22 protein-coding genes are annotated in these 22953 nt (G+C 71.6%); 4 read left to right on the top strand and 18 right to left on the bottom strand.

All coding sequences use genetic code 11. The features are described from left to right. Positions 1–53: 53 nt before the first annotated feature. From FLV34_RS20085 to FLV34_RS20100, 4 genes are all read right to left on the bottom strand, one after another. Entirely contained in the window at positions 54–1583 is a 1530-nt protein-coding gene (locus tag FLV34_RS20085) for a helicase HerA-like domain-containing protein (RefSeq protein WP_147943783.1), read from the bottom strand. Beyond that, positions 1580–2404, bottom strand: coding sequence for a polysaccharide deacetylase family protein (locus FLV34_RS20090; RefSeq protein ID WP_142646023.1), 825 nt, complete (start codon positions 2402–2404; stop codon positions 1580–1582). Before FLV34_RS20090 ends, FLV34_RS20085 begins: the two co-directional genes overlap by 4 nt. Before the next feature lie 34 nt (positions 2405–2438). Then, entirely contained in the window at positions 2439–2744 is a 306-nt protein-coding gene (locus tag FLV34_RS20095) for a hypothetical protein (RefSeq protein WP_079312678.1), read from the bottom strand. Between the two features lie 146 nt (positions 2745–2890). After that, positions 2891–3520, bottom strand: coding sequence for a helix-turn-helix domain-containing protein (locus FLV34_RS20100; RefSeq protein WP_142646025.1), 630 nt, complete (start codon positions 3518–3520; stop codon positions 2891–2893). 65 nt (positions 3521–3585) lie between these two features. Between FLV34_RS20100 and FLV34_RS20105 the strand changes: the two genes are divergently transcribed. Continuing rightward, positions 3586–4425, top strand: a complete 840-nt coding sequence (locus FLV34_RS20105) for a DMT family transporter (RefSeq protein WP_142646027.1) — start codon at positions 3586–3588, stop codon at positions 4423–4425. 119 nt (positions 4426–4544) lie between these two features. Here FLV34_RS20105 and FLV34_RS20110 read toward each other — a convergent pair whose 3' ends face one another. Next, on the bottom strand, positions 4545–5138 hold the full coding sequence (locus FLV34_RS20110) for a sigma-70 family RNA polymerase sigma factor (protein WP_142646029.1): 594 nt from the start codon (positions 5136–5138) through the stop codon (positions 4545–4547). Positions 5139–5467: 329 nt separating this feature from the next. Between FLV34_RS20110 and FLV34_RS20115 the strand changes: the two genes are divergently transcribed. Next, on the top strand, positions 5468–6538 hold the full coding sequence (locus tag FLV34_RS20115; protein ID WP_142646031.1) for a PLP-dependent cysteine synthase family protein: 1071 nt from the start codon (positions 5468–5470) through the stop codon (positions 6536–6538). A 95-nt stretch (positions 6539–6633) separates the two neighbouring features. On the opposite strand, the gene ftsY is transcribed toward FLV34_RS20115, so the two are convergent. The 12 genes from ftsY to FLV34_RS20175 all read right to left on the bottom strand — a co-directional run bounded on the left by ftsY (position 6634) and on the right by FLV34_RS20175 (position 20727). After that, the gene (gene ftsY, locus FLV34_RS20120; protein WP_142646033.1) at positions 6634–7815 is read right to left on the bottom strand and encodes a signal recognition particle-docking protein FtsY; all 1182 of its coding nucleotides are present in this window, start codon (positions 7813–7815) and stop codon (positions 6634–6636) included. Between the two features lie 334 nt (positions 7816–8149). Further along, complete coding sequence (locus tag FLV34_RS20125; protein ID WP_147943784.1) at positions 8150–11872, bottom strand: chromosome segregation SMC family protein; 3723 nt, start codon at positions 11870–11872, stop codon at positions 8150–8152. Positions 11873–12150: 278 nt separating this feature from the next. Continuing rightward, positions 12151–12345: a hypothetical protein gene (locus tag FLV34_RS20130; protein WP_036331364.1), complete on the bottom strand. Its 195-nt coding sequence runs from the start codon at positions 12343–12345 to the stop codon at positions 12151–12153. Between the two features lie 188 nt (positions 12346–12533). After that, complete coding sequence (locus FLV34_RS20135; protein ID WP_222709565.1) at positions 12534–12815, bottom strand: acylphosphatase; 282 nt, start codon at positions 12813–12815, stop codon at positions 12534–12536. 35 nt (positions 12816–12850) lie between these two features. Next, positions 12851–13732: a bifunctional DNA-formamidopyrimidine glycosylase/DNA-(apurinic or apyrimidinic site) lyase gene (gene mutM / locus FLV34_RS20140; RefSeq protein WP_142646037.1), complete on the bottom strand. Its 882-nt coding sequence runs from the start codon at positions 13730–13732 to the stop codon at positions 12851–12853. A gap of 16 nt (positions 13733–13748) precedes the next feature. Continuing rightward, positions 13749–14498, bottom strand: a complete 750-nt coding sequence (gene rnc / locus FLV34_RS20145; RefSeq protein WP_142646039.1) for a ribonuclease III — start codon at positions 14496–14498, stop codon at positions 13749–13751. 268 nt (positions 14499–14766) lie between these two features. Next, positions 14767–14946: a 50S ribosomal protein L32 gene (gene rpmF / locus FLV34_RS20150; RefSeq protein ID WP_142646040.1), complete on the bottom strand. Its 180-nt coding sequence runs from the start codon at positions 14944–14946 to the stop codon at positions 14767–14769. A 1-nt stretch (position 14947) separates the two neighbouring features. Further along, positions 14948–15502 carry a DUF177 domain-containing protein gene (locus FLV34_RS20155; RefSeq protein ID WP_142646042.1) on the bottom strand — a complete coding sequence of 185 codons (555 nt, stop codon included), beginning with the start codon at positions 15500–15502 and terminating at the stop codon, positions 14948–14950. Positions 15503–15572: 70 nt separating this feature from the next. Continuing rightward, on the bottom strand, positions 15573–16049 hold the full coding sequence (gene coaD / locus FLV34_RS20160) for a pantetheine-phosphate adenylyltransferase (protein WP_142617375.1): 477 nt from the start codon (positions 16047–16049) through the stop codon (positions 15573–15575). Positions 16050–16066: 17 nt separating this feature from the next. Then, on the bottom strand, positions 16067–16636 hold the full coding sequence (gene rsmD / locus FLV34_RS20165; protein WP_142646044.1) for a 16S rRNA (guanine(966)-N(2))-methyltransferase RsmD: 570 nt from the start codon (positions 16634–16636) through the stop codon (positions 16067–16069). Between the two features lie 323 nt (positions 16637–16959). Further along, positions 16960–19122, bottom strand: coding sequence for an ATP-dependent DNA helicase RecG (recG, locus tag FLV34_RS20170; RefSeq protein ID WP_147943786.1), 2163 nt, complete (start codon positions 19120–19122; stop codon positions 16960–16962). Between the two features lie 36 nt (positions 19123–19158). Beyond that, a complete protein-coding gene (locus FLV34_RS20175; RefSeq protein WP_147943787.1) occupies positions 19159–20727 on the bottom strand; it encodes a DAK2 domain-containing protein in 1569 nt (522 codons plus the stop codon). Between the two features lie 207 nt (positions 20728–20934). Here FLV34_RS20175 and rpmB point away from each other — a divergent pair, with 207 nt between their 5' ends. Then, positions 20935–21120, top strand: a complete 186-nt coding sequence (rpmB, locus tag FLV34_RS20180; protein ID WP_030506042.1) for a 50S ribosomal protein L28 — start codon at positions 20935–20937, stop codon at positions 21118–21120. Between the two features lie 205 nt (positions 21121–21325). Beyond that, the gene (locus FLV34_RS20185; protein WP_261985847.1) at positions 21326–22000 is read left to right on the top strand and encodes an NAD(P)H-binding protein; all 675 of its coding nucleotides are present in this window, start codon (positions 21326–21328) and stop codon (positions 21998–22000) included. A 67-nt stretch (positions 22001–22067) separates the two neighbouring features. Here the strand turns inward: FLV34_RS20185 and thiD are convergent, their stop codons facing one another. Beyond that, positions 22068–22865 (bottom strand): bifunctional hydroxymethylpyrimidine kinase/phosphomethylpyrimidine kinase, encoded by a 798-nt coding sequence (thiD, locus tag FLV34_RS20190; protein ID WP_147943789.1) that lies wholly within the window; start codon positions 22863–22865, stop codon positions 22068–22070. Positions 22866–22953: the final 88 nt, after the last annotated feature.

Raw genomic sequence — 22953 nt, forward strand, 5'->3', positions numbered from 1 at the left:
GGGCCACGACCACGACCGAGTCGGGGATCAGGACCCGTACAGCGCGGACGCGTTCAGCGCCGCCGTCTCGCGGTGCCGAAGATCGTCCTGGTGATCTCCCGGCCGAGGGCGGTCGCGGCGGTGCGGGCCAGCGACCGGAACTCCTTCGAGGCGAGCATCCCTTCGAGCACCGACTGCCGGCGCGCCTCGGAGGGCCTGTCAACCGGCCGGTCCGCCGACCGGTCCGCCGGTCTCTCGGCCGGCGCCTCCCGCTCGGGCTCCCGCTGGGAGGCCAGTCGCGCGGTGAGGATCTCGTACGCCGACTGCCGGTCCACGGCGGTGCCGTACTTGGCCAGGAGCGGGGACGCGGCGATCACCCGTTGGACGACCGCCGGGTCGGACGGCGCCATGAGCGACTGCGGCGCCCGCAGCCGGGTCCAGGCGACCGGCGTCGGGGCACCCGTCTCGGACAGGACCGTGACGACCGCCTCCCCGATGCCGAGCTCGGTGAGCAGCCGTTCGAGGTCGTAGGAGGACTCGGGGAACGTCGAGACGGTCGCCTTCAGCGCCTTGGCGTCCTGCGGGGTGAAGGCGCGCAGGGCGTGCTGCACGCGCGAGCCGAGCTGGGCGAGGACGTCGGCCGGCACGTCCTTGGGCGTCTGGGTGACGAAGAAGACCCCGACTCCCTTCGACCGGATCAGCCGCACGGTCTGGGTGATCGATCGGAGGAACGCCTTGGACGCGCCCTCGAACAGCAGGTGCGCCTCGTCGAAGAAGAACACGAGCGACGGCTTGTCGGGGTCGCCCACCTCGGGCAGCGTCTCGAACAGGTCCGCGAGCAGCCACATCAGGAACGTGGAGAACAGCTGCGGCCGCTCCTGCACCGCCGGCAGCTCCAGGATGGAGATCACGCCGCGGCCGTCCGGCGTGGTCCGCAGCAGGTCGCGTACGTCGAACTCGGGTTCGCCGAAGAACGCCTCCGCCCCCTGGGCCTGGAAGTTCACCAGGGCGCGGAGGATGACGCCCGCGGTGGACGCCGACAGCCCGCCGATGCCGCTCAACGCCTCCGGCGTCTCGGTCAGATAGCGGATGACCGCGATCAGGTCCTTGAGGTCCAGCAGCGGCAGCCCGTGCTTGTCGGCGAAGTAGAAGATCAGCCCGAGCGACGACTCCTGGGTCTCGTTGAGTTCGAGCACCCGCGACAGCAGCGTCGGCCCGAACGCGCTCATGGTGGCGCGCAGCGGGATGCCTTCCCCCACGCCGCCGAGGGAGAAGAACTCCGTCACGCAGCCCTGGGGTGTCCAGTCCTGGCCCACCTCGGCGGCCCGGCGGGCGATGCGGTCGCCCGGCTTGCCGGGCGAGGCCAGACCGGACAGGTCGCCCTTGATGTCCGCGAGGAACACCGGCACGCCGTGACCGGCGAGCTGCTCGGCCATGAGCTGCAGCGTCTTGGTCTTCCCCGTGCCGGTCGCCCCGGCCACCAGGCCGTGCCGGTTCATCATGCACACCGGGATGCGGATGCGCTCGGAGGCGTCGGCGGTCCCGTCCCCGCGAACGAGCGCGCCCAGCTCCAGGGCCGGTCCCTCGAAGTCGTAGCCCTTCATCGGTTCGTGTACTTCTTTCCGGGCGTGGTGCCGCCGAGCAGCTCCGAGACGGTCACGTACGTGAAGCCCTTGCGGTCGAGCTCGTCGAGCAGCCGGGGCACTGCCTCCACGGTTGTCGGGTGGATGTCGTGCATGAGCACGATGTCGCCCGGTTTGGCCGCGACGCTGCGCTGCGCGATCACCTTGGGGTTGCGGTTGAGCCAGTCGAGGGTGTCGACTGCCCACAGGATCTGCGCGAGCCCGCTCTGCTTGGTCTCGTGGTCCACCGCCTGGCTCGTCGCGCCGTACGGCGGGCGCATGAGCCGCATCGTCACGCCGGTCGCCTTCCGCACGGCCTCCTGCGTACGGTCGAGCTCCCGGCGCAGGGCGTCGGACGACAATCCGGGCAGTGAGGCGTGGTCCCAGGAGTGGTTGCCGATCTCGTGGCCCTCGGCGGCCATCCGCCGCACGAGGTCCCGCGTCTTATCGGTGATCATCTGCCCGAGCAGGAAGAACGTGGCCCGGGCGTGGTGGGCCGCGAGCAGGTCGAGGACGTGCCCGGTCTGTTCGCCCGGCCCGTCGTCGAACGTCAGCGCCACGCACTTGTGCCGCTTGCAGTCGACGTGCCGGGGCGGCGGCACCGCGGGCAGGCGCGGCCCCGGTGCTCCCCGTTGTGTCCCCGCGAGCCGGAAGCGCAGCAGATCGGGGTCGAGATGCCGCTGTGTGCCGAAGCGCGGATGCGGTGCCGCGGCCCCGTGCCGTTCCCCCGAGACCGGCACGGTCCTGACCTGCCCACACCCGCCGAGCAACAGCAACGACAGCAGCACGGATCCGATCCGCATACGACCCCCCGGAGCAGGCGGGGGGCCACGAACGCTACGGATAGCCTCCGGCCGCTCCCCCCCGCAGAACCTTTTCCAGCTCCTCCCACCAGGGCGGCACATCCGCCTTGAGCTCGGCATATCTGCGAGCCACCCGGATGGCGCATCCTGCTGGGTCCGTACCCAGGTGCCGGCACTTCACGGCACCCTCGCGCCAACGGTAAAAGCCCTCACGGAAGGTCACGACCAGGCCTATCCAGACGGAGAGAGTAGCCTCGTCGCCGATCTCGTAGGCGTCGGCCACCCCGAGCGCGGCGAGTTCCGCGCGAAGTTTTTCCACCGCGACTCGCGACTCACTCACCGGCCACCGCCCCCTGCACAGCAGACACGCACAAAAAGGGATGTACCCAACCTTGGAGCGGCGCTTGCGGATTCATTCTGTAATCATCGGCTACTAAGCGTCACCACGCAGCCCTTACTCGTCAGTCATGTACGGGTTCTCCGAGATCAGGAGGGCTCACGGGCGTCCTCGGCGACCCCGGCCCCGTCCGGAGGTGCTGCGCCGTCCGGAGGTACGGGTGGCTCGGTGACCACCATCACGAACCGCAGCGGTTCGCCGTGCTCGTTGGCGTAGCGGTGCGGCCGGTCGGCGCTGAACACGACGGCGTCGCCGGGGCCCATGACGTGGCTCCTGCCGTACACGGTCAGCGTGAGCCGTCCCTCAAGCACGGTGAGCATCTCGCGGGTGCCGGCGGGGTGCGCGTCGCCGTCGTGATGCTCGCCCGGCTCCAGCCGCCAGTCCCACAGCTCCAGGATCGCGGGCGCGTCCGTCCCCACGAGCAGGCGCGCCGATCCTCCCCCGGGATGCCGGAAGGTCACCACCTCCGACTCGTGCACGACCCGGACGACCGGGGTGTCGGCGACCTCCACCAGCCGCGCGAGGGTCACGCCCAGCGCGTCGGCGATCCGGGTGAGCGTGTTGACGCTCGGGTTGGTGCGGCCCTGCTCGATCTGGATGAGCATGCCGCGGCTCACGTTCGACCTGGCCGCGAGCTCGTCGAGGGTCAGCCCCCGATGGGCCCGCTGGCCGCGTACGTTCGCGGCGATGGCCGCGGTGATGGTCGCAGGATCAGCCATGAGTACAGCCTAGTGATCTGCTACTACAATCCATTGCACTATCAAGGCAATCTCTTGGGGGATCTGTGACGGCGGTGGCCCTCGCGACGGCATGCGCGGTGATCTTCGGCACGGCAGACTTCTTCGGAGGGCTCGCCACCAGGCGGTCGAAGGTGCTGGCCGTCGTCGTGCTCTCCCAGCTCGGCGGCCTGCTGCTGGTCGCCGCCCTCCTGCCGGCGCTGCCGGGCCACCCGAGCACGGCCGCGCTGGCCTGGGGAATGGCCTCCGGAGTCGCCGGCGCCTTCGGCATCGTGCTGTTCTACCGCGGCCTGGCCACCGGCATGATGTCCGTGATCGCCCCGACCACGGCCACGACCGCGATGGCGGTCCCCGTGGTGTTCGGGCTTCTCACCGGCGACCGGCCCTCCCCTCTGGCGCTCGTGGGCGTCGTGCTCGGACTGTTCGCCGTCCTGCTGGTCAGCCGCGAGCCGGACAACGGCGGGGCCCGCGGCCCGAAGGCCGGGCCGATCCTCGCCGCCCTGGTGTCGGGGGCGGGTTTCGGCGGATTCTTCGTGCTGCTCAAGCTGGCCCCGGCCGACTCCGGCACGTGGCCGCTGCTCGGCGCGAGGATCGCGTCGATCGCGCTGGTCGCGCTGCTGGCCCTCGTGACGCGCAGGAGCCTGCGCCCGGTGCCCGGCAGTCTCACGGTGACGATCGCGGCCGGGGTGCTCGACATGGCCGCCAACGTGCTCTATCTCTTCGCGGCGCAGCGGGGGATGCTCACCCTGGTGGCCGTTCTGGTGTCGCTCTATCCGGCGAGCACGCTGCTGCTCGCGCGGTACGTCCTCGGCGAGCGGCTGAGTGCCGTACAGATCACCGGGGTCGGGTTCGCGCTCGGCGCGATCGCGCTGATCGCCGCCGCCTGAACCCCCGCCGCCTTGGCCCCCCGCCTTAACCGCCGTCTGAACCCTGGGGGCCGATGACGCGGGCGAGGGACCATGTTCCCGCGCCCGGTCAGGGGCCCGTCAGGTGCCTCAGGCAGGGGTCAGGCCGCGCACGCCTGCTCGGGGACGCGTACGACGCCCTCCTCGCGGGCGTAGTCCTCCAGCATCCCCCGGAGCTGGCGGCGGCCCCGGTGCAGCCTGGACATGACGGTGCCGATCGGGGTGCCCATCCGGTCGGCGATCTCCTTGTATGCGAAGCCCTCGACGTCGGCCAGATAGACGGCCACCCGGAAGTCCTCCGGAAGGGCCCGCAGGGCGTTCATCACGACGTTGTCCGGAATCTGGTCGAGCGCCTCGCTCTCGGCCGAGCGCAGCCCGGTCGACATGTGCGACTCGGCCGCGGCGAGCTGCCAGTCCTCGATCTCCTCGGCGGCCGACAGCTTGGGCGAGCGCTGCTTCTTCCGGTAGTCGTTGATGAAGTTGTTGGTGAGGATGCGGTGCAGCCAGGCCTTGAGGTTCGTGCCCTCACGGAACTGGTGATATGACGTGTACGCCTTCGCGACGGTCTCCTGGACCAGGTCCTCGGCGTCGGCGGGGTTGCGCGTCAGACGCATGGCGGACGCGTAGAGCTGGCTCGTGACCGGCACGACCTCACGCTCGAACCATGCCTGCCGCTGCTCGTCGGTCGAGATCATCTCTTCCCCCTACGGAACTTCTCCCCCGTTACCCGTCCGGCCGGAACACATGCGAGGTCACTCGTTCATCGTTGTGCCAAGGAACATCGTGCCGCTTGGGGCCTAAGCACGGTGTTAATGTCGTTCCGCCTGATCAGCGTCATCGCTGTGGAGACCAGGCCCGCGCGGCCAGGTCACGCGCAAGCCGAACAAGTCTCATTAGCGTAACATCGCAGCTTCAATCCAGAGTAAAATGTGGCAGATCTCACTGGCCACCCCGGGATGCGGACCAGTGGAGCCCGATAGGCGTCTTTGGTGTTCATGCCACGCGACATGTCAGAGTTGCGGGCATGAACCACCTGGATCGGCACGATCCGGTCACGAGGGCATGGGTGGCCGACGCCATCCAGGCCGTCGAGGCCGACGCCAACCGAAGCTGCGACACGCATCTGCATGTGTTCCCGCTCCCCTCGCACTGGGGTGTCGACCTCTATCTGAAAGACGAGTCGGTGCACCCCACCGGTTCACTGAAGCATCGTCTCGCCCGATCCCTTTTCCTGTACGGCCTGGCGAACGGCTGGATCGGGCCCACCACCACGATCATCGAGGCGTCGAGCGGGTCCACGGCCGTGAGCGAGGCGTACTTCGCCCGGCTGCTCGGCCTGCCGTTCATCGCGGTGATCCCGGCGAGCACCTCGCCGGAGAAGCGGGAGATCATCGAGTTCTACGGCGGCAAGTGCCACCTGGTGGACGACCCGAGAGCGATCTACGACGAGTCGCACCGGCTCGCCGCCGAGACCGGCGGGCACTACATGGACCAGTTCACCTACGCCGAACGGGCGACGGACTGGCGGGGCAACAACAACATCGCCGAGAGCATCTTCCAGCAGATGGAGCTCGAACGGCACCCGGAGCCCGCGTGGATCGTGGTCGGCGCGGGCACCGGCGGCACCTCCGCCACGATCGGCCGCTACATCCGCTACCGCCGCCACCAGACGCGGCTGTGCGTGGCCGACCCGGAGGGCTCGGCGTTCTATCCGTCCTGGGTCTCGGGTGAGGAGCACGGCGGCGCCGGTTCGCGTATCGAGGGCATCGGCCGGCCGCGGGTCGAGCCGTCGTTCCTGCCGACGGTCATCGACCGGATGACCCAGGTGCCGGACGCCCTGTCGATCGCGGCCATGCACTGGGTCAGGGAGGTCACCCGCAGGGAGGTCGGCGGCTCGACCGGCACCAACATCGCGGCGGCGGTGCAGATCATCAGGGAGATGCGGGAACGGGGCGAGCGCGGCAGCGTGGTCACGCTGATCTGCGACGGCGCCGAGCGTTACCGCGACACGTACGGCGACCCGCACTGGCTGTCGGAGCGGGGCATCGACATCACCCCCCACATCGAAGAACTACGCGCCTTCCTGCGGAGCTGACCGAGCCGACATGAGTGCGGGCCGGGGGATCCCCGGCCCGCGCTTCTCCTCGTGTGTCAGTCGCCGCCTCGCGTGCGTCGGTCGCCGCCTCCGGGTCAGTCGCCGAGCAGGGCGTCGACGAAGACCTCGGGGTCGAACGGCGCGAGGTCGTCCGGCCCCTCGCCGAGGCCCACCAGCTTCACCGGCACGCCCAGCTCACGCTGGACCGAGATCACGATGCCGCCCTTGGCCGTGCCGTCCAGCTTGGTCAGCGCGATGCCGGTGACGTTGACCACCTCGGCGAAGACCTGCGCCTGGCGCATGCCGTTCTGCCCGGTGGTCGCGTCGAGGACGAGGAGCACCTCGTCCACCGCCGCCTTCTTCTCGATGACCCGCTTGACCTTGCCCAGCTCGTCCATGAGGCCGGTCTTGGTGTGCAGCCGTCCCGCCGTGTCGATGATGACGGTGTCCGCCTTGTCCTCGATGCCCTTGGCCACGGCGTCGAACGCCACGGACGCCGGGTCGCCGCCCTCCGGGCCGCGCACCACGCCCGCGCCGACGCGGTCGCCCCACGTCTGGAGCTGGTCGGTGGCCGCCGCGCGGAAGGTGTCGGCGGCGCCGAGCACGACCTTCCTGCCGTCGCCGACCAGGACCCGGGCGAGCTTGCCCGAGGTCGTGGTCTTGCCGGTGCCGTTGACCCCGACGACGAGGACGACGGCCGGCCGCTCGCCGTGCGGCTGGGTGTGCAGGGTGCGGTCGAGGTCCGGCGCGATCTGCGTGAGCAGTTCCTCCCGCAGCAGCTTGCGCACCTCCTCGGGGGTGCGCGTGCCGAGCACCTTCACCTTCGTCCGCAGTTCCTCCACCATCGCGCGGGTGGGGGCCACGCCGACGTCGGCGGTGATCAGAGTCTCCTCGATCTCGTCCCAGACCTCGTCGTCGAGCCGGTCACGCGACAGCAGTTCGAGCAGGCCCCGGCCGAGGACGTTCTGGGAACGGGCGAGCCTGCCGCGCAGCCGCACCATCCGGCCGGCCGACGGCGGCGGGACCTCGATCTCGGGAGCCTTGATCAGCTCTTCGATCGGGGGCGCGGGCGGCGGCAGCGTGGTCGTCGTGCCGCCGTCCTCTTCGCCCAGCCCCGTCTTCGCGGGCTCCTCCGCGACGGGAGCCTTCGGCTCGGGCGGGGCCGGCGGCGCGGGCGGCAGGTCCTTCGCCTTCGGCCGGAACAGCAGCCACAGGCCCCCCACCGCCAATATGGCGACGATGGCCACGATCACGATGATGCCGAGGTAACCGTCCACACCATGCAGTTTCCCAGATCGCCCGCATTACTCCGGACAGGGCGACTCGATCGGGCGATATAGAGGGGCGCGCCGTCGCGCCACGGACCGGCCGCGAGCGAGGCAGCCCTCCCCGGCGCGCCTACGGCACGGCCCATCCCCCCCGCGCGCCTCCGGCACACCACATTCCCTGCGCGCCTCCGGCACACCACATTCCCTGCGCGCCTCCGGCACACCACATTCCCTGCGCGCCTCCGGCACACCACATTCCCTGCGCGCCTCCGGCACGACCGCACTCCCCGCGCGCGCCTCCGGCACGACCAGAGCGGATGCGAGCGGCGGGGGTGGTGAAGTGCTAGACCTTCTCGCGGAGGCGCTGGCTGACGACCTGGGTGACGCCGTCGCCACGCATCGACACGCCGTACAGCGCGTCGGCGATCTCCATCGTGCGCTTCTGGTGCGTGATCACGATGAGCTGTGAGGTCTGTCTCAGTTCCTCGAACAGCGTGAGCAGCCGCTGCGTGTTGGTGTCGTCGAGGGCCGCCTCGACCTCGTCCATGACGTAGAACGGCGACGGGCGGGCCTTGAAGATCGAGATGAGGAACGCGACCGCGGTCAGCGACCGCTCGCCGCCGGACAGCAGCGACAGGCGCTTGACCTTCTTGCCGGGCGGCCGGGCCTCGACCTCGACCCCGGTCGTCAGCATGTCCTCCGGGTCGGTCAGCAGCAGGCGGCCCTCGCCACCGGGGAAGACCCGCTGGAAGATCCCCTGGAACTCGCGGGCCACGTCCTCGTACGCCGCCGCGAAGACCTGCTCGACCCGGTCGTCGACCTCCTTGACCACGAGCAGCAGGTCGCGCCGGGTCTTCTTGAGGTCTTCGAGCTGGGAGGTGAGGAAGGCGTGCCGCTCCTCAAGGGCGGCGAACTCCTCCAGCGCCAGCGGGTTGACCTTGCCGAGCTGGGTCATCTGCCGTTCGGCCGTCCTGGCCCGCTTCTCCTGCTCCTCCCTGACGTACGGCACGGGCGGGTCGCCCGGCACCGGCACGCTCGGCCCGTACTCCGCGATCAGCGGTTCGAGCTCGATGCCGTACTCCTCCAGGGCACGTTGCTCCATCTGCTCCAGCCGCAGCCGCCGCTCGGTCCTGGCCATCTCGCTGCCGTGGACCCGGTTGACCAGGGCGTCCAGCTCGGAGCTGAGCTCCCGCACACGCAGGCGCACCTGCTTGAGCTCGGCGTCGATCTGCCCGCGGGCCCGCTCGGCCTCGTCGCGCTCCTCTGCGGCCCGCGTGAGCGAGCCCTCCAGGGCGTTCAGGGCGGCACGCGCACCTTCGGCCACGGCCGCGGCGATCTCCGCCTGCCTGCGGCGGCGTTCGCGGTCGGCCGCGGCCCTGGCCCGGTCCTGCCGCTCGCGCTGCGCCGCGCGCAGCAGCGCGTCGGCCCGGCCCGCGATGCCCCGCACCCGCTCCTCGGCCGTACGGACGGTCAGCCGGGCCTCCATCTCGGCCTGCCGGGTGACGCCGCAGGCGGCGGCCAGCTCGTCTCGGGTGTCGGTGGTCGGCTCCGCCTCCAGCTCGGCGGCGTACTCCGCCTCGGCGAGCTGCTCCTCCAGCTCCACGACCGCGGCCTGGGCCTGCTCGCGCGCCTCCTGGGCGTCCACCACCGACCGGCTCAGCCGGGCCGCCTCGTCCTGGGCGGCCTTGACGGCGGCCTCCAGCCGGGCGAGCTGCTTGGCCGCCGCCGCGGCCCGCTGGTCGGCCTCCCGCTGTCTGCCGCGCAGGCGGTCGAGCCCGCCCTGCGCCGCGTTCAGCCCGTTCTGTGCCGCGTTGACGCCGCTCTGGGCGGCGCTCACGCCGTTCAGCGCCTCCGCGACCCGCGCCTGCGCCGCCTCCAGCGCAAGCTGGCACTCCCGCTCGGCGGCCACGGCCTCGGCCAGCGCCTCCGCGTGCCGTTCGGCCTCGGCCCCGGCGGTGGCGAGATCGGCGGCGGCCTCGTCGAGCGCCGTACGCATCTGCAGCAGCGAGGAGCCGCCGCCCGAGCCGCCGTGCGCGGCGTTGACGCCGAGCAGGTCGCCGGACATCGTGACGGCCCGCAGCTCCGGATGGGCGTCCACGACCTTGCGCGCGGTGAGCAGGTCGGGCACCACGACCACGTCGGACAGCAGCGCCTCCACGGCGGGGCGCAGCTCGTCGGGCACGGTCACCAGGTCGGCGGCCCACTCGGCGCCCGCGACCGGCGTCTCCGGCCGCGCGCTCTGGTCGCCGTCACTCTGACGGTCGCCCGCGATCAGCAGGGCGGCGCGTCCGGCACCGGCCTCACGAAGGTGTTCCACGGCCGCGACGGCGGCGGTGAGCGAGGCCACGGCGACGCCGTCCACGGCCAGCACGGCCGCGATGGCGGCCTCAGCCCCCGGGCGTACGGCGAGCAGCGTGGCGATCGGGCCGAGCAGGCCGGGCAGCCCGGCGCCGAGCAGCGCGGCGGCCCCGTCCGCGCCCCCGGCCAGGCTCATCTCCAGGGCCTCGCACCGCGCCTGGAGAGCGGCGACCGCACGCTGCGACTCGGCGTCGGCGGCCCTGGCCGTGCTCACCGCGGCCTTGGCGGCGGCCAGCGCGTCCCTGGGCGCGGCCAGGTCGGCCCGCACCCGCTCCACGACGGCCTCGGCCTCCTCGGCCACGGCCCTGGCCTCCTCCACCGCGGCGCGAGCGAGATCGACGCTCTCCTGCGCGGCCTCCAGCTCGGCCGCGAGCCCGGGGTCGGCCGGCGCCTCGTCGACCGCCTGCGCGTCGAGCTCGTCCTGGGCCTGCTCCGCGCGCCGGGTGGCGTCCTCGACGGCCTTGGTGAGCCTGCCGATCTCGTCTCCGGCGGCCCTGGCCCGGCTTCTGGCCGACTCGACCTGGCCGCGGAGGCGGGCGAGGGCCTCCCGGCGGTCGGCCGCGGCACGGGAGGCGGCGGTCAGGCGCCGCTCCTCGGCGGCCAGCGCCTCCTCGGCCTCGGCGCGGGCCTCGACGGCGGCGTCGAGCCGCTCACGCGCCTCGTCCAGCTCCTCCGCCAGCACCCGTTCCTGCTCGCGCACCTCGGCGGCCTCGCGTTCCAGGTCCTCCGGGTCGCGCCCGCGCCGCTCGATGGAGGCGGCGTCCGCGGCGTGCCGCCGTCGTTCGGCCGCGAGGCTCTCCACGCCGCGCAGCCGCTCCCGCAGGCCGGAAAGGCGATAGTAGGTCTCCTGGGCGGCCTTGAGGCGGGGCTGGGCCTCGTTCTCGGCCGCCTCCAGCTCGGCCTCCCGCCGCTGGCCCTCGGCCAGCTCGGCCTCCACGTGGGCGCGCCGCGCCTGTACGGCCGCCTCGTCGGCCTCCTCACGCTGCAGCGTGTCGCGGAGGGTGATCACGTCGTCGGCGAGCAGGCGCAGCCGGGCGTCGCGCAGGTCGGCCTGGATGACTGCCGCCTTGCGGGCGATCTCGGCCTGCCGGCCCAGCGGTTTGAGCTGGCGGCGCAGCTCGGCCACGAGGTCCTGGACGCGGGTCAGGTTGGCCTGCATCGCGTCGAGCTTGCGGAGGGCCTTCTCCTTGCGCTTGCGGTGCTTGAGTACGCCCGCGGCCTCCTCGATGAACGCCCGGCGCTCCTCCGGCCCCGCGTGCAGCACCTGGTCGAGCTGGCCCTGGCCGACGATCACGTGCATCTCCCGGCCGATGCCGGAGTCGGACAGCAGTTCCTGGATGTCGAGCAGGCGGCAGGTGTCGCCGTTGATGGCGTACTCGCTCTGGCCGGAACGGAACATCAGCCGGCTGATCGTCACCTCGGTGTAGTCGATCGGGAGCGCGCCGTCGCTGTTGTCGATCGTGAGGGTGACCTCGGCGCGGCCGAGCGGCGGGCGGCTCGAGGTGCCCGCGAAGATGACGTCCTCCATCTTGCCGCCGCGCAGCGACTTGGCGCTGTGCTCGCCCATCACCCACGCGAGGGCGTCCACGACGTTGGACTTGCCGGAGCCGTTGGGGCCCACCACGGCGGTGATGCCCGGCTCGAAGCGGAGGGTGGTGGCCGAGGCGAAGGACTTGAAGCCGCGTAAGGTGAGCGTCTTCAGATACACGTCCGCCCCCCTCGGTGCCGCCTGGCGTTTGGGGGGAAGACTACAGCGCCCGGCGGCCGGGGATGTGGTGATAGGCGCCCGTGGCCGATTGGGAAATGAATTCGGGTAAGGCAAGACGGGCGGTTCGCCCATCCCGCCCGTGGCCCGTTACTTATGATCAGTCAACCGTTTTTATGATCAGTTAACCGTCGAATCAAATTGCCGGGGAACGACGGCGCAAATGGCAAGGGACGCCTTTGCGGGGCGTCCCTACAATCCTTTCCCGTTCCCGCCGGGCCTCAGGTGAGAGCCGGCTCGCGATCCTGCAGCCGGACCAGGGCCTCGTCACGAGTTTGCGCCGCGAGCGCGTCGTTCTGGGCCTGGAGCCGGGTGAGTTCTGCCTCGAGGTCGCGGATGCGCTGCTGGAGACGGCGCATTTCCGAGATCATCCGAGGATCAGGACCGCCGACGTGGCCGAGTAGAGCCTTCGCCATAGTAAAGGGTCCTCCACGCTGAGTGACCAGACTGGTTCGCGCACTTCATGCCGCGGGAGGGGTGCGCGTGGTTCCTCTCAAGAGTCGCACCGGCAATGGAGGCGGTCAAGTTGAACGCTCCGCACAGACGCACCGGTGGGCACTCTCGCTAGATAAATATACCGGATTTAGGAGGTTTGAGGGAAGCCCTACCTCTCGACAAACCCGGCGATACCTCTCTTCGCATCGCTCCAGCGCTCGACCACCCCCCCGACGTGGCCGGGCGTGTCTCCGGTGCGTAACAACGACAGGAGTTTCTCGCATGACTCCCTCGGGCCCTCGGCGACGACCTCGACCCTCCCGTCGGCCAGGTTCGAGGCCCACCCGACGAGCCCGAGCTCCAGTGCGCGGGCGCGGGTCCACCAGCGGAACCCCACACCCTGCACCCGTCCACGGACCCATGCCGTCAACCGAACCACGCCTACAAGTATCCAGATCGACTCCGGCCGGCGCAGCGGGGGGTGGTCTAAGGGCGGGCGCTCCTCGGGCGGGGCTGGCACTTCGGGCAGCTGTAGGAGGACCTGTTCATGAACGCCTCCCGCCTGATGGGCGTTCCGCAGCGGCGGCACGGCTCGTCCCGCCTGCCGTACACCGCGAGCGAGCGGTCGAAGTAGCCGCTCTCGCCGTTCACGTTGACGTAGAGGCTGTCGAAGGAGGTGCCGCCCTGCCCCAGCGCCTCGGTCATGACCTCGCGGACCGCCGCGAGCAGTTCGGCGATCTTCGGCCGGGTCAGCGTCTCCGTCGGCCGCGCCCAGTGCAGGCGCGCGCGCCACAGCGCCTCGTCCGCGTAGATGTTGCCGACCCCGCTGATCAGCGACTGGTCGAGCAGCGCCCGCTTGATCCCCGTACGGCGCAGCCGCAGCCGTACGGCGAACTCGGCGTCGTCGAAGGCGTCCTCGAGCGGGTCGGCGGCGATGTGCGCGATCGGCTCCGGCACCGGCCGGCCGAGACCGGAGGTCATGGGCGCCACCAGCAGGTGCCCGAAAGTGCGCTGGTCGACGAAGCGTAACTCCAGGCCGCCGTCGGCGAAGCCCATGCGCACGCGCAGGTGCTTCTCTATCGGCGACAGCGGGTCCACGACGAGAAGCTGACCGCTCATGCCGAGATGGGCGATCAGCGCCTCGCCGGGCTCCTCCTCGCCGGTGGCGTCGTCGCGCAGGGGCAGCCACAGGTATTTGCCGCGCCGCTCGGCCGACGCCAGCGTGCGGCCCTTGAGCTGGGCGGGCAGATCGCCGACGTTGCGCCGGACCGCCCGGGGGTGCAGGACCTCGGCCGCGGCCACCGTCCGGCCCGCGACCCAGCTCTCCAGGCCCCTGCGGACTACCTCGACCTCGGGCAGTTCGGGCATGCGCCGTCTCCCGTGCTCAGGCGTGTACGGGACCGGCGCCCTCGCGGGCGTCGCGCACCGCGCGGATCGCGGTCCAGGCCGCCTCGGCCGCCTGCTGCTCGGCCTCCTTCTTGCTGCGGCCCGAGCCCTTGCCGTACTCCTTGCCGCCCACGCGCACGACCGCGGAGAACGACTTGGCGTGGTCGGGCCCGCTCTCGTCCACGTGATACTCCGGCACGCCGAGCATCTCGGCGGCGGTGAGCTCCTGCAGGGACGTCTTCCAGTCGAGCCCGGCGCCGAGCGACGCCGACCGCGTGATGAGCGGGTCGAACAGCAGGTGGACGACGCGGAACGCCTCGTCGAGGCCCTTGTCGACGTAGACCGTGCCGATCAGGGCCTCCAGCGTGTCGGCCAGGATCGACGACTTGTCGCGGCCGCCGGTGCCCTCCTCGCCACGGCCGAGCCGCAGGTATTTGCCGAGGTCGAGCGTCCTGGCGACGTCGGCTAGCGCGCGCATGTTGACCACGGCGGCGCGCAGCTTGGCGAGCTGGCCCTCCGGCAGGTCCGGGTGGTTGCGGAACAGCGTGTCCGTCACCACGAGACCCAGCACCGAGTCGCCCAGGAACTCCAGGCGCTCGTTCGTCGGCAGTCCGCCGTTCTCGTACGCGTACGAGCGGTGCGTCAGCGCCCGCTCGAGGATGCCGGTGCTGAGCCGGACATCCAGGATCTGGAACAGCTCGTCTCTCGCGACCTCGACGGGCACGGGCTTTACAGACGGCGCGGCCATGAAATCCTCCCAACTCCTAGGTGCAGGCAGGGCCGTGCACGGGAGGCAGGCGGGCCGGCCGAAGGCCCGAAGGCGTGGTGGACGCCGGTCCGCCGGGAGCCGATGGCCCCGGCGTCCACCACGGCCGCGGGCGTGCATGTCGGTGCGTACCGTCCAACCGCCACCGCACGTTCCTATGGAGCACGGTAACTCTTTGAAGCACGGTAACGCCGACCGGCTCGCTTTGACGATCCGGCCGGCGTCCCGACGTCCCTTACCGCACGCGCGATCAGGCCGACGGCTCGACGACCTGACGACGGTTGTAGGTGCCGCAGCTCGGGCACGCCACGTGCGGGCGCTTGGGCGAGCGGCACTGCGGGCAGCTCACGAGTGCGACCGCCGCCGCCTTCCACTGGGACCTGCGGGCGCGGGTGTTGCTCCGCGACATCTTCCGCTTGGGGACGGCCACGTCAACCCTCCTGATCGTCTTCCTGTTCCACAACCAAACCCTGCAGCGCCGCCCAGCGGGCGTCGATCGCTTCGTGCCGGTGGTCAGGGCCGGCCTCCGCCAGCCTGATCCCGCACTCCGCACAGAGACCGGGGCAGTCATCACCGCACACCGGGCTCAGCGGCAGTGCGAGCACCACCGCGTCACGGAATACCGGCTCGAGATCGAGCAGTTCGCCGTCGAGGAGCAGATCGTCCTCTCCGGCGTCCTCCGCCGAGTAGAAGTAGAGCTCCTGGAAGTCGACCTCGATCTCCGAGGTCAACGGGTCCAGGCAGCGCGAGCACTCCCCCGTCAGGGGAGCCTGCGCCGTGCCCGTCACGAGCACGCCCTCCATCACCGCCTCGAGCCGGATGTCCAGCTCGACGTCGGCGTCCTTGGGAACGCCGATCATTCCGACGGCGAGATCCACCGGTGCCGGGAGAACCGGGCTGAGTGTGCGCATCGATCCCGGTCGGCGCCCCAGGTCATGGGTGGAGATCACCCAGGGGGCTCGGGGATCGAGGCTGTGCAGACTCATCCTGCTCTCGTTAGGCATGGCGAATCACCGCCGTCGTGCAAGGCTGAAAGGCAAGAATACCAGCCCCGGTTCAGCCTCTGAGCCGCTCCACCAGCAGCTGGTGGACGAGGTCGGGGACCAGGCCGGACACGTCCCCTCCGTACCGGGCGATCTCCTTGAGCCTGCTCGACGACAGGAAGGAGTATTCCGGGTTGGTGGACATGAACAGCGTCTCGACGCCCGACATCCGATAGTTGAGCTGCGCCATCTGCAGCTCGTAGTCGAAGTCGCTGACCGCGCGCAGGCCCTTCACGATGGACGGGATGCCCTGCTGCCTGCAGAAGTCGACCAGCAGGCCGTGGAACTTCTCCACGCGGACGTTGCCGTACTCCTTCGTCACCGCCTGGAGCATCTCGATGCGCTCGTCGACGGTGAACAGGCTGCGCTTCTCGATGTTGATGAGCACGGCCACGACGACCTCGTCATACAGCCGTGACGTCCGGCCGATGATGTCCAGATGACCGTTGGTCACGGGATCGAACGACCCCGGGCAGACGACACGACGCAAGGCGCACCCCCATAGATTCACGGGTTCCCGGCTGCGTGACCGTACCAAACGGCCGCTTCGCCGTATCGACGGACCCTGTCTTCCGTGAAGCCCGCGGGCCACACCAGGTCCTTACCCCTCGACTCCCGTTCCACGGCCACGAGCGCGCCCTCGGCCAGCCAGCCGTTGTCGCGCAGCGCCGTCAGCACCCGCGTGACCGCCTCGTCGGAGACGGCGTAGGGCGGATCGGCGAAGACGAAGTCGTACGGCTCCTCGCACGGCCGGGCCACCACCCGCTCGACCTTCTCGGCCCGCAGCGCCGCGCCCGGCAGCCCGAGGGACGCGATGTTCTCCCTGATCGTGCGCGCGGCCCTGGCGTCCGACTCCACCAGCAGCGCGTGGGCGGCCCCCCGGCTCAGCGCCTCCAGCCCGACGGCGCCCGACCCGGCGTACAGGTCGAGCACCCGGACCCCGTCCAGCGGGCCGAGCGCGGAGCCGACGGTGGCGAACAGGCCCTCCCGGGTGCGGTCGCTCGTCGGCCTGGTCGATCTCCCCGGTGGGACGGCCAGCCTGCGTCCCCCCGCCGTCCCTGCGATCACCCGCGTCACACCTTCATTGTCCCGCCCCCGGCGGCCGTCCCGGCACAGCGGAGGGGCACGGAGTCAAGAGTGGGCAAGCCGCGGCGACGAATGAGTAAGAGCCGTATCGCGGGGTCGGTCACTTGCGCATCATGAGTTCTGCGGCCTTCGCGGTGACCCAGGGGGAGGCCGGCCGGCGTGGTCGTGAGCCCTTCCGCACGCCGGCGCCCTCGGCACCTGACCCGAGGGCGGGCCCAGCCGGGGACGGCATTCGGGGGGAGGCCGTCCCAAGGCTGGGCCCTGGGTCGTTTAACGGGCGTCGTGTTCACACGGCGCCCGTTTCATTTCCCCCCTCACGCCTTCTCGAGGTATTCGGCGCGTTCGCCGGCGACCATGGTGTCGATCTCGGCGCGCAGGGCCGGGTGGGCCGACAGCTCGGAATCGGCGGACAGCAGGGCGGTCGCCTCGGCCCGGGCGGTCTCGATCACGTCCTCGTCGCGCAGCAGTTGCAGCAGCTTGAGCGAGGACTTGCGCCCCGACTGGGCGGCGCCGAGCACGTCGCCCTCTCTGCGCTGCTCCAGGTCGACACGGGACAGCTCGAACCCGTCCAGGGTCGCCGCCACCGCGTCGAGCCTGCGGCGCGCCTGGGTGCCCTCCGGGGCCTCGCTCACGAGCAGGCACAGCCCGGGCAGCCCGCCCCGGCCCACCCGGCCGCGCAACTGGTGGAGCTGGGAGACCCCGAAGCGGTCGGCGTCCATGATGACCATCACCGACGAGTTGGGGACGTCGACGCCGACCTCGATGACCGTGGTCGCGACCAGCACGTCGATCTCGCCCCGGGCGAAGGCCCGCATCGTGGCGTCCTTGTCCTCGGGCGCGAGCTTGCCGTGCAGCGCCTCGATCCGCAGGCCCGACAGGGGGCCCTCGGCGAGCATGCGCGCGACGTCGAGCACCGCCAGGGGCGGCCTGCGCTCCTCGTCGTCCTTCGCCAGGTCGCCCTCGTCGCCCTCCTGGTCGCCGATGCGCGGGCACACCACGTAGGCCTGGCGGCCCAGGCCGACCTCCTCGCGCACCCGCTGCCAGGCGCGGTCGAGGTAGTGAGGCTTCTCCGCGGCGGGCACCACATGGGTGGTGATCGGGGCCCGCCCCGAGGGGAGCTGGGACAGCGTGGAGACCTCCAGGTCGCCGAACACGGTCATCGCGACCGTGCGCGGGATCGGCGTCGCCGTCATGACCAGCACGTGGGGGCGTCCGCCGCCGCCCTTCTCGCGCAGCGCGTCGCGCTGTTCGACGCCGAACCTGTGCTGCTCGTCCACCACGACCAGGCCGAGGTCGGCGAACTGCACGTGCTCCTGCAGCACGGCATGAGTGCCGATCACGATGCCGGCCGCGCCGGAGGCCGCGTCGAGCAGCGCGCTCCGCCGCGCGGCGGCCCCCATCGAGCCGGTGAGCAGCGCGACCGCCGTCCCGCCGAACATGCCGCCCGCCGCGAGGTCGCCCAGCATGTTCACGATCGACCGGTGGTGCTGCTGGGCGAGGACCTCGGTGGGGGCGAGCAGCACGGCCTGCCCGCCGGAGTCGACCACCTGAAGCATCGCGCGCAGCGCGACCACGGTCTTGCCCGCGCCGACCTCGCCCTGCAGGAGCCGGTGCATGGGGTGTTCGCGGGCGAGGTCGGCGGCGATCTCCTCGCCGACCTGCCGCTGCCCCTCGGTGAGCTGGAACGGCAGCCGCTTGTCGAACTCGCGCAGCAGCCCGTCGTCGCGCCCGGGACGGGCCCGGGCGAGCCAGGCGGACGCGGCCATGCGCCGCCGCACCAGCACGGCCTGCAACACGAACGCCTCGTCGAACTTCAGCCGGTCGTGCGACCGGGCGACGTCCGCCTGGCTGCGGGGCCGGTGGACCCGCCGCAGCGCATCATCGATCGGCAGCAGCCCCAGCCGCTCCCGGATCTCGGCGGGCACCGGGTCGTCCAGGCTGAGCACGTCGAGCACCGTGCGCACGGCCCGCCGGATCTTCCAGCTCGGCAGCCCCTGGGCGGAGGGATAGATCGGCACCAGTGCGGAGGCGAACTCCTCGGCCGTCTCCTCCGTCTCGTCGAACGACTCGTATTCGGGATGAGTGAGCGAGACGCGCCTGGTCCTCCCGCCGACGAAGACGCCGACCTTGCCGGAGAACATCGCCTCGGTGCCCGGCGTGAGCCGCTGCTCGGCCACGTAGGCGCCCTTGCCGAAGAACGCCAGGTGGAGCTTCTCCTTGCCGTCGGTCACCTCGATGTCGAGCCAGGTGCCCTGCCGGTTCTTCATCGGCCTGCGCACGGCCGACGACACCTTCGCGACCACGGTGACGTGCTCGTCGTGCTCCAGCGACGCGATGGGCGTCAGCTCCCCGCGCTGCGCGTATCGCCGCGGATAGTGGCGCAGCAGCTCACCGACCGTGCTGATGCCCAGGGCGCTCTCCAGCGAGGCGGCCGACCTGCCGACCACCTTCTTGAGCGGCTCGTCGAAGCTCGTCACGACACCAATTACTACCCGTACGGGCCGACAATCCGGCTACTCGACGCCGATCAGGAGGGGATAACCGCCCTGTCCGCCCTCGTACACGACGATCTCCAGGTCGGGGCGGACCCGCTCCAGATGGACGCGTACGGCGGGCAGGAGCGGCTCGGGCGCGCACGCGCCGGCGACGAGCGTGACCATTTCGCTGCCGCCGGAGACCAGGCGCCGGACGACCTCGACCGCGGTCTCGGTCAGGTCCGCGCCGATCAGCGCGACGTCGCCGTCCACCACCCCGAGCACGTCGCCGGGGCGGCAGATCCCGGCGCTGGTCATCGCCTCGCGGTCGGCCACCCACACGTGCCCGTGGCGGGTGTGCCCTGCCGCGTCGGTCATCGCCACGATGTCGTCGTCGAAGCGGCGCAGCGGGTCGTGCACGGCCAGCGCGGCCAGGCCCTGCACCGACGCCCGGGTGGGCAGGACGCTGACCGTCACGCCCTCCTCCCTGGCGATCTCCGCGGCGGCCACGGCGACGTCATGTGTGGCGGCGTCGTTGGGCAGCACCGCGACCTCGGTGCCGGCCTCCCGGACGGCCCGCAGCAGGGCCGCCGCCGTCGGAGCGGAGCCCGGCTCGCGCCGCACGACCACCGCCCCCGCCTCCCGGAACAGGGCCGCCAGGCCGTCCCCCGCGGCGACCGCGACGACGCCCCGCGCCGGGCCCGGCTCGTGCGGCCGTCCCCCGAGGTAGGTCACCTTGATCCGGTGGGGCCGTCCCGCGCGCAGCCCTGCCTCGATCGCCGCGCCCGCGTCGTCCACGTGGACGTGGACGTTCCACAGGTCCTCCCCGCCGACGATCACCAGGCTGTCCCCCAGCGCGTCGAGCTCGCCCCGCAGCCGGTCCACCTCCTGCGCGCCCGCATCGAGGAGGTACATGACCTCGTAACCGGGGCCGCCGGTGTCCTGCGCCTGCTCGGGCGCGATCCGCGCGGCCGGGGCGGGCACCTCGTGGCGCTCGCTGTACGCCTCGGTCACCACCTCGGCCAGGCTCTCCAGCATGATCACCAGCCCGGCCGCGCCCGCGTCCACCACGCCGTTGCGGGACAGCACGCCGAGCTGACCGGTCGTACGGCGCAGGGCCCGCCGCGCCTCGTCGGCCGCCCGGCGGGCCACCTCGGCCAGGTCGTCGGGCGCGTCGCGCACGGCCTGCGCCGCCGCCGACAACACGCTCAGCACCGTGCCCTCCACCGGGCGGACCACCGCCGCCCTGGCCATCTCGGCCGCCCTCGTCAGGCCGTCGCGCAGGTCGGCGCCGCCTCCCGGCGCGCGCCCGAGCACCTCACCCAGGCCCCTGACGGCCTGGCTGACGATCACCCCGGAGTTGCCCCGCGCGCCGAGCAGGGCCCCGCGCGTCAGGGCCTGCCAGGTGGCGTCCGCGTCCGCGCCGCCGGGCAGCGCGTCCACCGCCTCGGCCGCCGACAGGATCGTGAGGTGCAGGTTCGTGCCGGTGTCCCCGTCGGGCACGGGGAACACGTTGAGCGCGTCGATCTCCGCCCTGGCCCGGCCGAGGGCCGCCGCGCAGTGGCGCGACCAGCGGCGCACGGCGGGGGGATCGAGCACCTTGAGCATCCGGCAGACCTTCCTTCCGCGCGATCCGGCCCCCCGATGCGCTACCGTTGGCGGGTACGAGACTATCCCCCGTTCGCCGGAGTCCCGTTTGGCGTGCAACGGTGAACATCGGATATCCTCGTGTGGCCAGCCGGTTGTCCCGGCATTGCTCGGACGAGCCGCTGCACCGGCGCCGGGCCGATCGACTGATTCAAAGGAGCGATTACCGTGGCTTCCGTCTGCGACGTCTGCGCCAAGAAGCCGATTTTCGGCAACAACATCTCCCACTCGCACCGCCGCACCCGCCGCCGCTGGAACCCCAACATCCAGACCGTGCGCGCGGTGGTCAACGGGACGCCGAAGCGGATGAACGTCTGCACCTCCTGCATCAAGGCGGGCAAGGTCACGCGCTGACCGTCTGACATCCGCGAGAGCCCGCCACCTGAACCGGTGGCGGGCTCTCGCGCTGTCTCGACAGAGACGACCTCGACCAGAGACGGCCTCGACAGAGACGACCTCGACAGAGACGACCTCGGCAGAGACGACCTCGACCGGAGATGGTCTCGGCCCGGGACGACCTGGACCGGGACAACCTTGACTGGAGACGACCTCGACCGCCCTGGAAAGGGCGCTGAGCGGGATCACGACGGTGTTCCTGGTCTGGCCCTTCCTCACGTCCGAGGGCGCGCAGGACGTCCTCGCCACGATCGCGGGCTCCGCCCGCCGCCTCGTCTACCTGTCGTCGTCAGGCGTGAACGAGGACGCCGGGTGGCGGACCGACCCGATCTACCGGCTCCACGCCGAGATGGAGAGCCTCATCAAGGCGTCGGGCCTGGAGTGGACCATCCTGCGCGCCGACACGATCGCCTCCAACGCGCTGGGATGGGCCGGGCAGATCCGGCAGGACGGTGTCGTACGCGGCCCCGGCATCGCCCCCACGGCGGTGGTGCACCAGGCCGACGTCGCGGCCGTGGCGGCCCGCGTGCCGACCGGCGACGGGCACGCGGGGGCCACGCACGTGCTGACCGGACCGCACGTGGTGAGCAGGGCCGACCAGGTCCGCCTGATCGGCGAGGCGATCGGCCGTCCGCTGCGCTTCGAGGAGGTTCCCGTGGAGGCCGCACGGGAGCGGATGCTCGCGGACGGAAGGCCGCCCGCGCTGGTCGAGGCACTGCTGGCGAGCACCCGGCGTCCCCGCTCCGACCTGGTGACCTCGACGGTGGAACAGATCACCGGCAGACCCGCGCGGACGTTCCGCCAGTGGGCCGCCGACCACGCCGACGCCTTCCGCTGAGGCATCGCGCCAGGGCATCCCCGCCAGGGCATCGCGCCGGGGCCTCCCGCGACCCGGACGCCCCGGCTCAGGCGTCCGTCCGCATCCGCCAGGCGTGGTCCACGGGCCCGATGCCCGCGCCCAGGGGGAACCCGTGCGCGATGGCGCCCGTGACGTACTCCTTGGCCCGCCGTACGGCGCCGGGCACGTCCTCGCCGAGGGCGAGGTACGACGCGATCGCGGAGGCGAGCGTGCAGCCGGTGCCGTGGGTGTGCCGGTTGTCGTGCCGCTCGGCGGTGAAGCGGTGCTCGCTCGACCCGTCGGTGAGCAGGTCCACCGGCTCCCCGGGAAGGTGGCCGCCCTTGATCAGCGCCCATTTCGGGCCGAGCGCCAGCACCGCCTCGGCGGCGCGGGGCATGTCGCCGGTGTCCTCGACCTTGACGCCCGTGAGCTGCTCGACCTCCCACAGGTTGGGGGTGACCACGGTCGCGGTCGGCAGCAGCACGCTCTTGACGGTCTCCACGGCCTCCGGCGCGAGCAGGCTGTCGCCGTGCTTGGACACGCCGACCGGGTCCACCACGACGGGCACGGTCACGCCCGCGAGGACCTCCGCGACGGTCTTCACCAGCACGGACGACGCCAGCATGCCCGTCTTGACCGCCTGGGCTCCGATGTCGCCGAGGACCGAGTCGAGCTGTGCCCGCACCGCCTCGGGGGGCAGTTCCCAGTAGCCCTGCACACCCAGTGAGTTCTGCGCCGTCACGGCCGCGATGACGCTCATGCCGTGGACGCCGAGGGCCAGCATGGTCTTCAGGTCGGCCTGGATGCCGGCGCCGCCGCCGGAGTCCGAGCCCGCGATGGTCAGGACACGTGGTGGGGTGGTCATGCGACCATCCAACCAAAACCCCCGCCGTTCCCTGGAAAACGCCCCGTCTCCGGCTGTGGCCGGGAGCCGGGAGCTGGGGACCGGGGGC

Source organism: Microbispora sp. CSR-4 (assembly GCF_008033685.1).
Taxonomy (GTDB): domain Bacteria; phylum Actinomycetota; class Actinomycetes; order Streptosporangiales; family Streptosporangiaceae; genus Microbispora.